The following is a 15,651-nucleotide window of genomic DNA, read 5'->3' on the forward strand; positions in this document are numbered from 1 at the left end:
TCTCTACTTCAAAGTGATAACGACGCGGCGGTTCGGTTCTTCACCCTTGCTGAGTGTGTTAACCTGCCGGTGGTCCTGTAATCTGGAGTGAATAATTTTCCGTTCTTGAGGGGACATCGGCTCCAGAACGACCTCTTTGCGGGTACGAACAACCCGTCCAGCCAAGCGGTCAGCCAGCTCTTCCAGAGTCTTCTTACGGCGTTCGCGGAAATTCTCTGCATCCAGCACAAGCCGGATAAAACTATCAGAATAACGGTTGGCAACAATATTGGCCAGATACTGCAGAGCATCAAGAGTTTGTCCTCTTCTGCCGATCAGCAGCCCCAGGTCCGGACCGGATATTTGTAGAACTGTTGATTCCTTGGCATGAATGATTTCAACTTCCACCTCAAGCCCCATGCTCTTGGCGACATCCACAATGAAATGAACGGCCTCTTGGTAAGCATCCTCTACCGGGTGTCCGGAATCTTGGCGTGGTACACCGCCGGCAGCCTCTGGTTTGCTCTCTCTTGTTGACTGATGAGGCAGTGACGGAGCACTCGCCGCTGATGCCGGTGCGGCTTCGGCAATCAAGGTCAGTTCGACCTTGGCACCCTTCGCACCGATCAATCCCAGGAATCCTCTTGACGGCTGTTCCAATACGTTGACCGTTACCCGGTCCTTGTGAACTCCAAGCTGGTTAAGGCCTCGTTCTACAGCATCTTCAATGGTTTTCCCTGTCGCGACGACTTTGCTCATTTTGACTTTTTGGCCTCCTTATTTCCTTTGCTGCTATTGCCTTTTGCAGCAGGAGTAACATCCTTGCGGGCGGAGTTATTTTTACTCTTCACCAGATTGACTTCTTTGGTGCTACCGGTGCCTGCACCAGCAGTAGCTATAGCCAATTTGGCTTTGTCATTGTTGCGGTACAAGAAATAGTTCTGAATAATGGTATACAAGTTACTGTAAAACCAATACAGCGGAAGTGCAGACGGGAAGTTGTAGGACATGATGAAAATTAGAACTGGATATACCATCATCATGAACTGCATAGGGCCCTGCTGTTGCACAGGGTTCATCTTGGTCATCATCCGGGTCTGCAGGAATGTAGTCGCTGCTGCCAATAGCGGAAGGATGAACAGATGATCGGGCTTGCCGAGCTGAAGCCACAGGAACGAGTGCTCACGCAGAGACGGGTTATAATAGATCGAATTGTAAAGCGCGATAAAGATCGGCATTTGCACAATCAGCGGCAGACAGCCGGCCATTGGGTTAACCTTGTTCTCCTGGAACAGGCGCATCGTTTCCTGTTGTACCTTTTCAGGCGTATCTTTATATTTTTTCTTAATTTTCTCGAGTTCCGGTTGAATAGCCTGCATCGCACGCGAGCTTTTTACCTGTTTCATCGTAAGCGGCAGGATAATTGTGCGGACAATAATAACCATTACAAGGACGGCTAAGCCATATTGTCCATTAAACCATTTAGCAAAGGTATCCAAGGCTGTGGCAAAATAATAAACCACATTACTCTGCCAGAAGCTTCCGTGCTTCAAATCCTCCGTAGTATGCGTCACAGTTGTTGACGACGGAGAGCACCCCGACAGAACAGCAATCATTAATACCATTACACCGAGGAGAAGAAACCATTTTCCTCGTTTAGTCTTCAATAGAGACACTTCAAAACCCCTCTCTTAAACATTCCATTGCACCGTAAATCATATCATATTTATGAATACAAATAAACAAGCCCATTCTGCCCCTATTACGCGCGTGAAGCCTTGAGCAGCTTGGCTTTGCGAAGCACATGAAGAACGCTTTTCTCCAGTTCCGCATAATCCTTGGAGAGTGCCCCTTTTCTTACGATAAACACCATATCAATACCTCCGGAAATTTCCGGTTCATGATGTCTGACAATCTCTTTGACCAGCCGTCGCATCCGATTGCGGACAACCGCGTTTCCGACCTTCTTGCTGACCGATACTCCAAGCCGGAACCGCTCCACCTCTCTTCTGCTGAACCAATACACCACGAACTGATGATTGGCAAAAGACTTCCCATGGCGGTATACGCGGCTGAAGTCGGCACGGTTTCGTAATCTTAGACTTTTGTGCACGGGAATCTCCTATTCAAAGACCGGACTCAAAGTGCTCCGGAATTTTATCTTCTAATTAGTATAGTCATCGGGGAGCCGGCATAAACAGCTCTTGTTCTGATCACTGCTTCATCTCACATCAATTATATTCGTACATTAAAAAGCCCCGCAAAGTGTAGCAACGCTGTCATAGGCGTATTCCACTGCAGAGCTGAATAATTCCATACAATGAGAAGAAACAGTTGCCCTTGTCCCTTTCTAGTGTGAGAACCGTTTCTGACGGTATATAAGGAAGTAATTAATTTAAGGATATAAAACAATACGTCCCCAACATTTAAAAAAGGACCACCGTAGTGGTCCTTAAGTGGCCTAACTTACGCACTCAAAACTTTTCTGCCTTTCAGGCGGCGGGCTGCCAGCACTTTACGGCCGTTTTTCGTGCTCATTCTTTTGCGGAAACCATGCACCTTCTTGCGTTTGCTCACATTCGGTTTGAACGTCGGTCTCATGTATTGCACCTCCCTTACAGGATCATAATTACTGTCATATAAGCAGAAACGGACTAGGCCGTCCTTGAAGTAGGGACAGTATCTACAAGTATTATCATTTTAATTTGGAGACATATCCTCACAGAAAACACCTTTATATATTAAATCACACAATCTGTACAAAAGTCAACCTCGTCTGCTTACCCTCATTCATCCTCTTTTTCATAACTTTTATCCACAATGTGTTTTCCTGAAAAGTAATCCACAGCGTTTTACAGTTATCCACCTGTTATTAAAAAATCAAAATTAATGCTCACAGCTTCGAACAACCTGTGTATAAAAAATTCGCCGGCATAGGAGATCCTGTCGAATGGTAAACAAATTATCAACAATATCTAGTGTTGTTCTTAAAAATTATACACAAGTGATTGAATTTGTGGATAAAATGGCCGCGCACATTGAAAAACAAGGGGGGTTTTGCTATGATGGTATTACTTTTGAATGTGAATAGATTTGTTTGTTCCCTATATTATCAACAAGCTGTGGATAAAGTTGTGAACAATTCAAATTTATCCATGTTTTTTTGTCTCTATATATTGCCTATTGGGGATAAGATTCAGCACCAACCCATTTTCTTCGACATTTCCACTTCATGGCTGATGCCACATTTGGAAGATTTAAAGGAGTGACAGTCTGTGGACAGCCATACTTCCGAATTATGGCAGCAAATTTTATCGATTATTCAAACCAAACTAAGCAAGCCGAGCTTTGATACCTGGTTTAAGGCCACGAAGGCGCTTACTTTTGGCCCTCAGGCTCTAATCATCTCGGCGCCTACAACCTTTGCCGTAGAATGGCTGGAAAGTCGTTATACAAAATTGGTAGGAGCTACGGTTTATGAAGTTACCGGAGAGCAAGTTGAGGTCAGATTTGTCATTGAGGAGAACAAACCGGCCGAGCCGATAGTTCAACAAATGGCTCCTTCTCCAGCGGTATCGCGTGAAGAAGCGCAGACCCATTTGCTTAATCCCAAATACACTTTTGATACGTTCGTCATCGGTTCCGGCAACCGCTTTGCACATGCTGCCTCACTGGCAGTGGCAGAAGCACCGGCCAAGGCTTACAATCCATTGTTTCTTTATGGAGGCGTAGGATTAGGGAAAACTCATTTGATGCATGCAATTGGACATTATGTGCTCGAACATAACCCGAACAATAAGGTTATCTATATCTCGTCCGAGAAATTCACCAATGAGTTCATCAATTCCATCCGTGATAACCGAGGAGAAAGCTTCCGTAACAAGTACCGAAATGTTGACATTTTGCTCATTGACGACATCCAATTCCTCGCCGGCAAGGAGTCAACGCAGGAGGAATTTTTCCATACGTTCAATGCTTTGCACGAAGAACGCAAACAAATTATTATCTCTAGCGACCGTCCCCCAAAGGAAATTCCCACATTGGAAGAACGGCTGCGCTCCCGGTTTGAATGGGGACTCATCACCGACATTCAGCCGCCGGATCTGGAGACGCGTATTGCCATTCTGCGTAAGAAAGCCAAGGCAGAGAACCTCGATATTCCGAATGAAGCAATGATGTACATTGCCAATCAGATCGATACGAATATTAGGGAACTGGAAGGTGCACTTATTCGCGTAGTCGCCTATTCTTCCCTGACCAATCAGGATGTAACAACTCATCTGGCAGCCGAAGCACTTAAGGATATTATCCCTTCGAGCCGGCCGAAGATGATCACAATTAATGATATTCAGCAAAAAGTAGGCGAATATTACAATTTACGCATGGAAGACTTCAAAGCGCGTAAACGTACCAAGGCTGTAGCTTTCCCACGGCAGATCGCCATGTATCTCTCCCGGGAGTTGACGGATTATTCGCTGCCTAAGATCGGAGAGGCATTTGGAGGACGGGACCATACAACCGTTATTCATGCCCATGAGAAGATTACACAGTCATTAAAGGTAGACCAGGAGTTGTACAAAGTGGTAAATAATCTTGCGGAGAAAATTAAAAATCCTTCATAAGAGGAACTAAGAGCCTATACACAATCTATACACATGTGGGTAGGCTTAATTTTATGCTGTTTTCGGGGTTATCCACATAAACGGAGCCCCTACTACTAATACTAATAATTAACTATAATAATTCATCTTCTAAGAGCCCCGTTTCGTAGAGGAAGAACCATCACCCATTTCCCAATTTTTCAGCTAGGAGTGAAATCATGAAAATAAGCATTCTTAAAAATGAACTCAACGAATCGATAGGTCACGTATCCAAAGCAATCTCCAGCAGAACCACCATCCCTATTCTGACCGGTATCAAGTTTGAAGTTAGCCATCAGGGAGTTACCTTGACTGCCAGCGATACGGATATCTCGATCCAATCCTTTATTCCTGCTGAAGATGATAGCCATACGATTGTAAAAGTCGAGCAGCCCGGGAGCGTTGTGCTTCCAGCCAAGTTCTTCGTTGAGATTATCAAGAAGCTTCCCTCCAAAGAAATTCACATGGAAGTCAAGGAAGGTTTTCAAACCTACATCTCTTCCGGTTCCACCGAGATTCAAATCGTAGGCCTTGATCCCGAGGAGTTCCCTGTGCTGCCTAGCATTGAGGAGAACGAGACCATCTCATTGCCTGGTGATTTGCTGAAAAATATGATCAAACAAACTGCTTTCTCCATCTCCACACAGGAGACAACTCCCATTTTGACAGGGATTCTGTGGAATCTTAGCGATAATGAATTCAAGTTCACAGCGACCGACCGCCACCGTCTGGCAACAAGAGCTGCGCATCTGGAGGGTACTGAAAGTGTCCAATTTGCTAATGTTGTCATTGCCGGTAAAACGCTGAACGAACTCAGCAAAATTATTCCGGACCAGAATATGCTGGTAGACATTGTAGTGGCTGACAACCAGGTGCTGTTCAAGATCGACAAGGTGCTGTTCTATTCGCGGATCCTGGACGGGATTTATCCGGATACTTCTAGAATTATTCCGACTGCCTACAAAACAGAACTAACTTTGGATACAAAAAAACTCAGCGAATCGATTGACCGTGCTTATTTGTTGTCCCGCGAGGAAAAAACGAATATTGTACGCATGCAGACGCTGGATAATGGTGATGTTGAAATTTCGTCCAGCTCATCGGAGCTGGGTAAAGTGCGGGAGGAGCTGGAAGTTCTTGATTTTAAAGGCGAACCGCTCAAGATCTCCTTCAACTCGAAATATATGCTGGATGTACTCAAGGTAGTTGAGAGTGAGCAGCTCGTAATTGCTTTTACCGGAATGATGAGTCCGATTATCCTCAAACCGCTGGATGAAAGCCGCAGTCTGTATGTCATTCTCCCGTATCGTACAACGAATTAATACCGCTCTCCATGCACATGTGGATAAGTGGGTGAAAGGACGAAAATCATGAAAAAAATACTTATCCACAGTGGATATATTAAACTCGACCAGTTTTTAAAACTCTCTGATTGTGTATCCACAGGCGGGATGGCCAAAGCCTTGCTTCAGGAAGGACACGTATGGGTCAACGGAGAAAAGGAAGATCGGCGTGGAAGAAAGCTGTACCCGGGTGATAAAATAGAGGTTCAGGATAACGGCGTTTTTGAAGTCGAAGGCGGCGGAATAAAAGAGTAACACTTCGGGGAGGCACAGCTTCGTGTTTGTCAAAAATATCGGTCTTCAGCATTACCGCAATTACGGGCTGCTGCGTCTGGAGAACCTTGGCGATGTAAACCTGATACTTGGTCAGAATGCCCAGGGTAAAACGAACCTGATGGAGGCCCTGTTTGTGCTGGCGATGACTAAGAGTCATCGGACCTCCAAGGACAAGGAGCTTATTTCCTTTGACGCTCCAGCAGGCTCCGCGCAGATTGTGGCCGAGGTGGAACGTAAATACGGGGATTTGAAGCTGGAACTGACCCTGACTACTGGAGGAAAAAAAGCCAGAATTAATGGATTGGAGCAACGAAAGCTGAGCGAGTTCATAGGTTCTTTGAACGTTGTCATGTTCGCTCCGGAGGATCTGGAGATTGTCAAAGGAACCCCTGGCATCCGGCGCCGGTTCCTCGATATGGAAATTGGCCAAGTGCAGCCAGGCTACCTGTTTCATCTGCAGCAATACCAGAAAGTACTGCTCCAGCGAGGCAACCTGCTGAAGCAGCTTTGGGGGAAAGAGGCTGCAGGCAAAGAGCTTTTAGAGATATGGGATGCCCAACTTGTAGAACATGGTGTTAAAATCGTCAAAAAAAGGAAACAATTCATAAAGAAGCTGCAGATATGGGCAGAAAGCATTCACCGTGGCATTACGAACGGCGGAGAAGAGCTGAAACTATTGTATGTTCCCTCTTTTGGTGAGCGTGAGATGGAAGATGAAGCTGTCTTATTAGACAATTTTATGTTAAAGTTATCACAAACGAGAGATCAGGAAATCAGACGCGGCATGACGCTGACGGGTCCCCATAGGGATGACCTGTCCTTTTTTATCAACGGAAGAGAAGCTCAGGTCTACGGTTCCCAAGGGCAGCAACGCACCGCAGCTTTATCGCTCAAGCTGGCGGAAATTGAGCTGATCCATGAGGAGATCGGAGAGTACCCTGTGCTGCTTCTTGACGATGTTTTGTCCGAACTTGATCCTTATCGTCAGACCCAGCTTATCGAAACTTTTCAAAGCAAGGTACAGACTTTTATCACCGCCACCGGGGTTGAAAGTCTGAGTGCCGATAAACTAAAAGGCGCAAGCCTATATCATGTGCATGACGGGAAAGTGGAGATCTAAAGAGCGGAGGAATACCATGTATATTCATTTGGGCGGGGAAAAGATTATTCGATCCTCAGAGTTAATTGCTATATTTGATATCTCGATTGAGAAATCTTCCAAGGTATCGAAGCAGTTCATTATTCATTCCGAGCAGGACAAAAAACTGGAACGAATCGGTGAAGAGGAAGCGAAGTCCATTGTCGTAACCAAAAATACTGTATATTACTCCCCTATCTCCTCCTCCACTCTCAAAAAACGAGCCAAAATTTTGTTGGAAATATAACGTTGTATGATGTACAAGAGATAATCTGAAAGAAGTAGGTGAAGGCATGTCAATGAATCAACCGACATATGATGAGAGCCAGATTCAGGTACTGGAAGGGCTGGAGGCAGTTCGGAAACGTCCCGGCATGTACATCGGCTCTACTAGCGCCAAAGGTCTGCATCATTTGGTCTGGGAGGTTGTCGATAATAGTATCGATGAGGCGCTGGCAGGCTATTGCGACCGGATTCAAGTGAAGATTCATGAAGATAATAGTGTTACTGTAATTGATAATGGGCGGGGTATCCCTGTCGGAGAGAATGCAAAGCTGAAGAAGTCCACGCTCGAAGTCGTTATGACTGTCCTGCATGCGGGAGGGAAATTCGGCGGTGGCGGATATAAAGTATCAGGCGGTCTGCATGGCGTAGGGATATCTGTCGTGAATGCCTTGTCCGAAAAGGTGGTTGTGAACGTTAAGCGCGACGGTCATATCTACCAGCAGGAATATAGACGCGGTGCTCCGCAATATGATATCAGGGTTATCGGTGATACCGATGAGACGGGTACGACTACAACGTTCCATCCAGATCCGGAGATTTTCACAGAAACCACTGTGTTTGAGTATTCGACCCTGCTTACCCGTGTTCGCGAATTGGCTTTTCTGAACAAAGGTATTGAGCTTTCACTGCTGGATGAAAGAACGGGAGCATCGAATGTTTTCAAATACGAGGGCGGTATCGTAGAATATGTGAAATATCTGAATGAGAAAAAAGAAGCGCTGCACGAGAACCCAATCTACGTGGAAGGCTCGCGTGATATGATTGCGGTGGAAGTTGCTCTGCAGTATAACGATTCCTACACAGAGAACATTTACTCTTTTGCCAATAATATTAATACGCATGAGGGCGGGACTCATGAATCCGGCTTCAAGAGTGCATTAACCAGAATCATCAATGACTATGCCCGTAAGACCGGAGTAATTAAGGACAGCAGCTCCAACCTTACCGGTGATGATGTGCGTGAAGGTCTAACCGCGATCATTTCCGTCAAAATTCCTGAGCCTCAATTCGAAGGCCAGACCAAGACCAAGCTGGGCAATAGTGAAGTGCGTGGTATTGTGGAATCCCTTTTTGGAGAAAAACTGCAGGAATTTTTGGAAGAGAATCCGGCAGTTTCCCGGCGTGTGTTGGAGAAATCCATGCAGGCTTCCCGTGCCCGCGAAGCAGCCCGCAAGGCCCGTGAGCTGACCCGCCGCAAGAGTGCACTTGAAGTAAGTGCCCTGCCGGGCAAGCTGGCTGACTGCTCCTCCAAGGATGCTTCTATCAGCGAGCTGTACATCGTCGAAGGGGACTCCGCCGGCGGTTCCGCCAAGCAGGGACGTGACCGGCATTTCCAGGCGATTCTACCGCTTCGCGGGAAGATCCTGAACGTTGAGAAGGCACGCCTCGACCGTATACTGTCCAATGCTGAAATTCGGGCAATTATCACGGCATTGGGAACCGGTATCAGTGATGACTTCGATTTGTCAAAGGCCCGTTACCACAAGGTTGTCATCATGACCGATGCGGACGTTGACGGAGCGCATATCAGAACCTTGCTGCTAACGTTCTTCTACCGATACATGCGAAAAATTATCGAAGCAGGCTATATTTATATCGCTCAGCCGCCACTGTTTAAGGTTGAACGTAACAAGGTCATCCGCTATGCTCAAACTGAGAAGGAGCGGGATGAGATTATTGCCAGTTTCGGCGAGAATGTTAAAGTTAACGTTCAACGCTATAAAGGTCTTGGGGAAATGAATGCGACACAGCTCTGGGATACAACTATGGACCCTGAGAGTCGTATGATGCTGCAGGTTACCATTGAGGATGCGATTCTGGCCGACGGAATCTTTGATACGCTAATGGGCGATAATGTTGAGCCGCGTCGCGAATTTATCCAGGAGCATGCTCAATCCGTAAGAAATCTGGATATCTAATATTTGTAGGCTGTTATAGTGAACCTCCGTTTTCTCTATTTGTAATAAATATGAGAATGCGGAGGTTCTTATTTTTTATCTTCTTTTTGCCAATTTGCGCCGGTAAATCAAGGAGCGGGTTCTTTTTAATCTCCCGTATGCTACTGCATAAAGGCGAATTTTACGGTAAATTGACTTATTCTGAAAGCGGCTGAACACAATAATGGATGGAAGTGTATTGACCTCCAGTAGCCAGAGATCATGATGCGGATCCATAGCCACATCAAGTCCAATCTCTTTAAGATCCGGATAAGCAGTTTCTAGCTGCGTAGCAATTTTTACTCCCAATGATTTCAACTGCTGAATGGTTGTTTTCAGTTCAAGTGGACTCATATGTTCTTTAAGCAGATGGTGGACGGAAAAAATACTGCCCCCACTATGATAATTGGTGACTACTTTTTGCGGTGCGGCTACTCTCCCCAGCATCCCCGTCGTTTCCCAAGCTCCTGACAGGTTTTTTTGCGTAAGTACCCTTAGATCAAAGGGCCGGTCCTGATGGTGTAGTAGATCAATGCCCTGCTGAATCAAATATATACGACCCTTAATCCGCAGCAATAATGCTGCATGCAGCTCTTGTAGTGAGGAAAAAGCTTCTACATCTTTTGCGTAACGAAGGATATATATTACCTTTTGTTCAACGATTATTTTGCTATTCTCCATATCATGGTTTGGAGCGCAGTCATTGCCGGGCTGATGGATACTCGGGCTTAAATGAACCGTGCGCTGTTCTGCCCTCATTACGCCGCTGCCATAGGTGCCCCGATCTGGCTTAATATATACTGTTCCATAGATCTCAAGCAGTTCAATTAACGCCTCTTGACTATATTTTCGCGTTTCGGGGATGAATATAGCCAGCTGACGGTTTTGTAGAATGACTTTTGTCTTGGACCATTTGCTGGATACCCGTTGAATCCTCATGATCTACCTCCTTCAAAGTATTACGAGCAATCAATCCCCTAGTTTATTTCATGTAGATAGGATATCCATTACTCATCTGCTCGTCGTAAAAATGGATTTCATATACATAGGGTCTGGCGCTAGGTATACTGAAATGTCAGGACAAGCCACCCAAACAGTGCTATAATATAAGGATATGGGGCTATGTCTTTTGGGACAAAAACAGGGCTATAAGGTCATTCTTCTTGTCATTACAGTCTATGTACTGAGGCCATTGGCTGAGAGGGCGTATACCCGTATCCCACTAAAAGAAAATCATTCTAGAAGATAAAAGGCTATCATGTTTAATTGTGCTACTTTTGTGAAAGTAATATAATAAAGGGTAGCGGTTTTTAACTGAAGGAGGTCCAGCAACTCATGGCTGAACAAAATAACCCGCAAGTCAAAGATCGGGACATTGGTGTGGAAATGCGCGAATCCTTTATGGATTATGCGATGAGCATCATTGTGAGCCGGGCTTTGCCGGATGTGCGGGACGGACTTAAGCCTGTCCACCGACGCATTTTGTTTGCAATGTCGGAACTTGGAATGTTTGCCGATAAACCTCATAAGAAATCTGCCAGAATCGTCGGTGAGGTAATTGGTAAATATCATCCTCACGGGGACTCTGCTGTTTATGAAACGATGGTACGTATGGCGCAGGATTTCTCAATGCGGTATATGCTCGTGGATGGTCACGGGAACTTTGGTTCTATTGACGGGGACATGGCTGCTGCAATGCGGTACACCGAAGCCCGGCTCTCCAAAATTGCCGGTGAAATGCTTCGCGATCTGAACAAAGAAACGGTTGATTTCGCGCCCAACTATGATGGTGAAGAGAATGAGCCGGTAGTATTGCCAGCCCGTTATCCGAACCTGCTTGTAAATGGGGTATCGGGTATCGCTGTTGGTATGGCTACCAATATTCCTCCTCATAATATGGGAGAGGTTATTGATGGTGTACAGGCTATGATCAAGAATCCTGATATTACACCCATGGAACTCATGGAATATATTCAAGGTCCGGATTTCCCAACGGCCGGTTATATTTTGGGCCGTGAAGGTATTCGTCAAGCTTATCGGACTGGCCGCGGATCGGTTACAATGCGAGCCAAAGCACATATTGAAGAGAATAACGGAAAAGCGCGAATCATTGTTAGTGAGCTGCCTTACCAGGTCAACAAAGCCAGATTGGTGGAGAAGATCGCTGAATTAGTTCGTGAAAAACGGATTGAAGGCATTACAGATCTGCGTGATGAGTCCGACCGCAACGGCATGCGTGTAGTTATTGAGATGAGACGTGATGTGAACCCGAGCGTTGTGCTGAACAATCTTTACAAACACACCTCGATGCAGTCTACATTTGGAATTAACATGCTTGCTATCGTTAATAACGAACCAAAGACTCTTAATCTCCGTGATGTGCTATACCACTATTTGCAGCACCAGATAGAAGTTATCCGTCGGCGGACTGTTTTTGATCTTAAGAAGGCTGAAGCACGGGCACATATCCTGGAAGGTCTTCGGATCGCGCTGGATCATCTGGATGAGGTTATTGCTTTAATCCGTGCCTCCCGTACGACGGATATTGCACGAGATGGCTTAATGAGCACATTCAGCCTCAGCGTAGAACAGGCACAAGCCATTCTTGATATGCGGATGCAGCGTTTGACCGGGTTGGAACGGGAAAAGATTGAGAACGAGTATAACGAGCTTTTGGCCAAGATCGCGGAGTACCGTGAAATTCTGGCTAATGAGCATTTGGTACTGGAGATTATCAGCAACGAGCTTCAGGAGATTCGGGATAAGTATTCTGATGACCGCCGTACGGAAATCACGGTAGGTGAAGAAAGTATCCTCGATGAGGATCTGATCCCGCGTGAAGAGGTTGTCATCACCATTACGCATACCGGCTATATCAAGCGTCTGCCTGTTAGCACCTACCGCAGCCAGAAACGCGGAGGCCGTGGTGTTATAGGGATGGATACCAAGGATCAGGACTTTGTGGAGCATCTCTTTGTAAGTAATTCCCACAATTATCTGATGTTCTTTACTGATAAAGGTAAGGTCTACCGGATCAAAGCGTATGAGATTCCTGAGCTGGGACGCACTGCCCGGGGAACACCAATCATTAACCTGATTCAGATTGAGCAGGGTGAGAAGATTAGCGCTGTCATCCAAGTAGAAGATGCCGACAGTGACAAATATCTGTTCTTTGCTACCCGTGAAGGGATCGTGAAGAAGACACCTCTTGAGGATTACAACAATATCCGTAAAGGCGGATTGATTGCGATCAATCTCCGTGAGGAGGATTCACTGATCGAGGTGAAGCTGACAGACGGTGAGCAGAACCTGATTATTGGTACGGCACGCGGGATGTCGATTACGTTCTCTGAGAACGATGTTCGTTCTATGGGACGCAGCGCAACTGGTGTTAAAGGTATTTCACTGGATGAGAATGACCAGGTCATTGGGATGGATTGTGTAGATAAGGAGCTTGAGGTACTGATTGTTACCACCAAGGGTTATGGTAAACGTACCCCTGCCCTTGACTATCGCTCCCAAACCCGTGGCGGTAAGGGGATCAAGACCATTAATCTTACTGACAAAAACGGTCCGGTAGTCGGACTGAAGGTTGTCAAAAAAGATGAGGACCTCATGATCATCACGACGAGTGGCACTCTGATCCGTACCAGCATGGATGGCATTTCTACCATGGGCCGTTATGCCCAAGGGGTCAAGCTGATTAATATCCGTGAAGATGATGCAGTGGCCACGCTCTGCAGAGCCGATAAGAATGAAGAAGATGAGTTCTCGGAACAAGAGAACGGAGAAGAGATTCTGGATGCATCAGCAGAAGGAACTGTTGAAGAAGGTCAGTCCGAAGCTGTTTCCGATAATGAAGAAGATAATCTCGAATAAATTTATCATGGAGAGCATGGGTTTCTGTTTGCAGAGACTCATGCTCTTTTTGCGTACATGGGGTTGAAATGTATATATCACTGGAATTAATTTTTAAGGAAACACCTTACTCCATCTAGTCGCTTGAGGTTATCCATACTATAATTAGGGAAGTAAAATTACTGAACATAAGTGTCACTGAAACAGAGGGGCTGAATGTATGCCAAGCATAATGGTAGGGGAAGTTAAGCCAGGTACAAAAATTATTAAGGATGTAGTCACACCTTTGGGTGGCGTTCTGTTCACCAAAGGGAAAATTATATTGCCGAGGGATATTGAAATCCTGCAGGCCTTTTTGATTCAACAAATAGAGATAGAAGGTGCTCTGGGAGAGAGCACTGCTCCTGATACAGCCAAAGCAACAAAGCAGACAACTTCGGTAAAGTCTGGTGCTGTAATCAATGAATCTCAGCTGGTCAAAAGCAATTCTCCACTTCATGATGAGTATGAGAAGATGGTAGCGCTTGTTAAGAAAAGCTATGCGTCGGCTGCAGCCGCCCCACTCCCTATATTGGAATTACGAAGTCAGTTAGAAGCTCTAATCAGCCACTTGAAGGACTATCATGTACTGAAATTTGCACCACGCGTTCATCTGGAACAGGAATATAATTATCACAATGCAGTACTCTCTGCTTTAACCTCCTATAAAATCGCCCAGTGGTGCGGATATCCACAAAAGGATTGGATGCAGTGTGCTTTTGCAGGTTTGCTGCATGATATAGGTAATGTCAAGGTAGATGCTGCCCTGCTGCAAAAGCCAACGCCGTTGACTCCTCCTGAGATAGAGGAAGTCCGCAGGCACACAACCTATGGATACCAGCTGCTGCGTAATGTTACGGCTATCAATGAAGGTGTTCGACTGGCCGCGCTGCAGCATCATGAGAAAATTGACGGGTCAGGTTATCCGCTCCATATGGAAGGCAGTCAGATCCACTTCTATGCCAAGATTGTTGCGGTTGCAGATATATTCCATGCCATGACACTTGTAAAGGCCTATAGAAGGGCACAGTCACCTTACCTTGTATTGGAGCAGCTGCTTACAGAGAGCTTTGGTAAACTTGATCCTGTCATTGTCCAAACGTTCATTCAGAAAACAACTAACCTATACAACGGTACAAGAATACGTCTTAGTGATGGTCGCCACGGTGAAATTATTTTTACAGATCGTAGTAATCCCACCCGCCCGATGGTGCAAGTGGAAAGTGCAATCGTTAATTTAATGCTGGAGCGGGAGTTGTATATCCAAGAGATTATTGCTTAAAGCTGTCAAAGCTGTTTGTCCCTAAGGCTGCTTCCCTTTTTAGCTGCTGTAACAATCGGTGGTTAAGTATGGGGCAGCCTTTTAAGATGTATCTTAAAAATAATGCTTGCAATGAAACTCTGTACATGGTATATTCTTATTCCGGCCATGAAACATCAACGCCGAGCTCGAAAAGAAGTTGAAAAAAAGAGCTTGCATTACTCGGTCGAACGTGATATATTATAAGAGTTGCTGGTGACGAGATAATCGGCGCCGACGACGAGCTTGATCTTTGAAAACTGAACAACGAGTGAGTGGGATTTCACGCAAGTGAGATCCAAAAATAGAGAATATTTTATTCTCGTCAGATGTTTCAAAATGAGCAATCGCTCTTTCTAAATACCAATTTGGAGAGTTTGATCCTGGCTCAGGACGAACGCTGGCGGCGTGCCTAATACATGCAAGTCGAGCGGAGCTTATTCTTCGGGATAAGCTTAGCGGCGGACGGGTGAGTAACACGTAGGCAACCTACCCTCTAGACTGGGATAACTACCGGAAACGGTAGCTAATACCGGATAATTCCTTCACCCTCATGGGCGTGGGATGAAAGGCGGAGCAATCTGCTACTAAAGGATGGGCCTGCGGCGCATTAGCTAGTTGGTGGGGTAACGGCCTACCAAGGCGACGATGCGTAGCCGACCTGAGAGGGTGAACGGCCACACTGGGACTGAGACACGGCCCAGACTCCTACGGGAGGCAGCAGTAGGGAATCTTCCGCAATGGGCGAAAGCCTGACGGAGCAACGCCGCGTGAGTGATGAAGGTTTTCGGATCGTAAAGCTCTGTTGCCAGGGAAGAACGTCCGGTAGAGTAACTGCTACCGGAGTGACGGTACC

At 46.0% G+C, this 15,651-nt stretch carries 14 protein-coding genes and 1 rRNA gene; 10 read left to right on the forward strand and 5 right to left on the reverse strand.

Annotation, left to right across the window (positions count from 1 at the left end; translation table 11 throughout):
• Nucleotides 1-3 precede the first annotated feature (3 nt).
• The 4 genes from jag to rpmH form a co-directional block, all read right to left on the reverse strand.
• Nucleotides 4-738 (reverse strand): RNA-binding cell elongation regulator Jag/EloR, encoded by a 735-nt coding sequence (gene jag / locus A3848_RS19055; protein ID WP_074086483.1) that lies wholly within the window; start codon nt 736-738, stop codon nt 4-6.
• Nucleotides 735-1,655 (reverse strand): YidC/Oxa1 family membrane protein insertase, encoded by a 921-nt coding sequence (locus A3848_RS19060; protein WP_074086484.1) that lies wholly within the window; start codon nt 1,653-1,655, stop codon nt 735-737. The genes jag and A3848_RS19060 overlap by 4 nt, the downstream gene beginning before the upstream one ends.
• Before the next feature lie 86 nt (nt 1,656-1,741).
• Nucleotides 1,742-2,092 (reverse strand): ribonuclease P protein component, encoded by a 351-nt coding sequence (gene rnpA, locus A3848_RS19065; protein ID WP_074086485.1) that lies wholly within the window; start codon nt 2,090-2,092, stop codon nt 1,742-1,744.
• 353 nt (nt 2,093-2,445) lie between these two features.
• Entirely contained in the window at nt 2,446-2,580 is a 135-nt protein-coding gene (gene rpmH / locus A3848_RS19070; RefSeq protein ID WP_019914530.1) for a 50S ribosomal protein L34, read from the reverse strand.
• Between the two features lie 349 nt (nt 2,581-2,929).
• Between rpmH and A3848_RS32415 the strand changes: the two genes are divergently transcribed.
• From A3848_RS32415 to gyrB, 7 genes are all read left to right on the forward strand, one after another.
• Nucleotides 2,930-3,070 (forward strand): hypothetical protein, encoded by a 141-nt coding sequence (locus tag A3848_RS32415; RefSeq protein ID WP_167374746.1) that lies wholly within the window; start codon nt 2,930-2,932, stop codon nt 3,068-3,070.
• Between the two features lie 184 nt (nt 3,071-3,254).
• The gene (dnaA, locus tag A3848_RS19080; RefSeq protein WP_074086487.1) at nt 3,255-4,601 is read left to right on the forward strand and encodes a chromosomal replication initiator protein DnaA; all 1,347 of its coding nucleotides are present in this window, start codon (nt 3,255-3,257) and stop codon (nt 4,599-4,601) included.
• 197 nt (nt 4,602-4,798) lie between these two features.
• The gene (gene dnaN, locus A3848_RS19085; protein WP_074086488.1) at nt 4,799-5,941 is read left to right on the forward strand and encodes a DNA polymerase III subunit beta; all 1,143 of its coding nucleotides are present in this window, start codon (nt 4,799-4,801) and stop codon (nt 5,939-5,941) included.
• A gap of 48 nt (nt 5,942-5,989) precedes the next feature.
• A complete protein-coding gene (gene yaaA / locus A3848_RS19090) occupies nt 5,990-6,217 on the forward strand; it encodes a S4 domain-containing protein YaaA (RefSeq protein WP_074086489.1) in 228 nt (75 codons plus the stop codon).
• Nucleotides 6,218-6,239: 22 nt separating this feature from the next.
• Nucleotides 6,240-7,358, forward strand: coding sequence for a DNA replication/repair protein RecF (gene recF, locus A3848_RS19095; RefSeq protein ID WP_074086490.1), 1,119 nt, complete (start codon nt 6,240-6,242; stop codon nt 7,356-7,358).
• 16 nt (nt 7,359-7,374) lie between these two features.
• The gene (gene remB / locus A3848_RS19100) at nt 7,375-7,623 is read left to right on the forward strand and encodes an extracellular matrix regulator RemB (protein WP_019914525.1); all 249 of its coding nucleotides are present in this window, start codon (nt 7,375-7,377) and stop codon (nt 7,621-7,623) included.
• 46 nt (nt 7,624-7,669) lie between these two features.
• Nucleotides 7,670-9,580 carry a DNA topoisomerase (ATP-hydrolyzing) subunit B gene (gene gyrB, locus A3848_RS19105; RefSeq protein WP_074086491.1) on the forward strand — a complete coding sequence of 637 codons (1,911 nt, stop codon included), beginning with the start codon at nt 7,670-7,672 and terminating at the stop codon, nt 9,578-9,580.
• Between the two features lie 75 nt (nt 9,581-9,655).
• On the opposite strand, the gene A3848_RS19110 is transcribed toward gyrB, so the two are convergent.
• Nucleotides 9,656-10,537 (reverse strand): YheC/YheD family protein, encoded by an 882-nt coding sequence (locus tag A3848_RS19110; RefSeq protein WP_074086492.1) that lies wholly within the window; start codon nt 10,535-10,537, stop codon nt 9,656-9,658.
• A gap of 396 nt (nt 10,538-10,933) precedes the next feature.
• Between A3848_RS19110 and gyrA the strand changes: the two genes are divergently transcribed.
• From gyrA to A3848_RS19125, 3 genes are all read left to right on the forward strand, one after another.
• Entirely contained in the window at nt 10,934-13,477 is a 2,544-nt protein-coding gene (gyrA, locus tag A3848_RS19115; RefSeq protein WP_074086493.1) for a DNA gyrase subunit A, read from the forward strand.
• Nucleotides 13,478-13,676: 199 nt separating this feature from the next.
• Nucleotides 13,677-14,777, forward strand: coding sequence for an HD-GYP domain-containing protein (locus A3848_RS19120; RefSeq protein ID WP_074086494.1), 1,101 nt, complete (start codon nt 13,677-13,679; stop codon nt 14,775-14,777).
• 383 nt (nt 14,778-15,160) lie between these two features.
• Nucleotides 15,161-15,651 (forward strand): 16S ribosomal RNA (locus A3848_RS19125); the annotation flags it as partial.

This window comes from Paenibacillus sp. P32E, assembly GCF_001909085.1.
Taxonomy (GTDB): domain Bacteria; phylum Bacillota; class Bacilli; order Paenibacillales; family Paenibacillaceae; genus Paenibacillus_AQ; species Paenibacillus_AQ helianthi.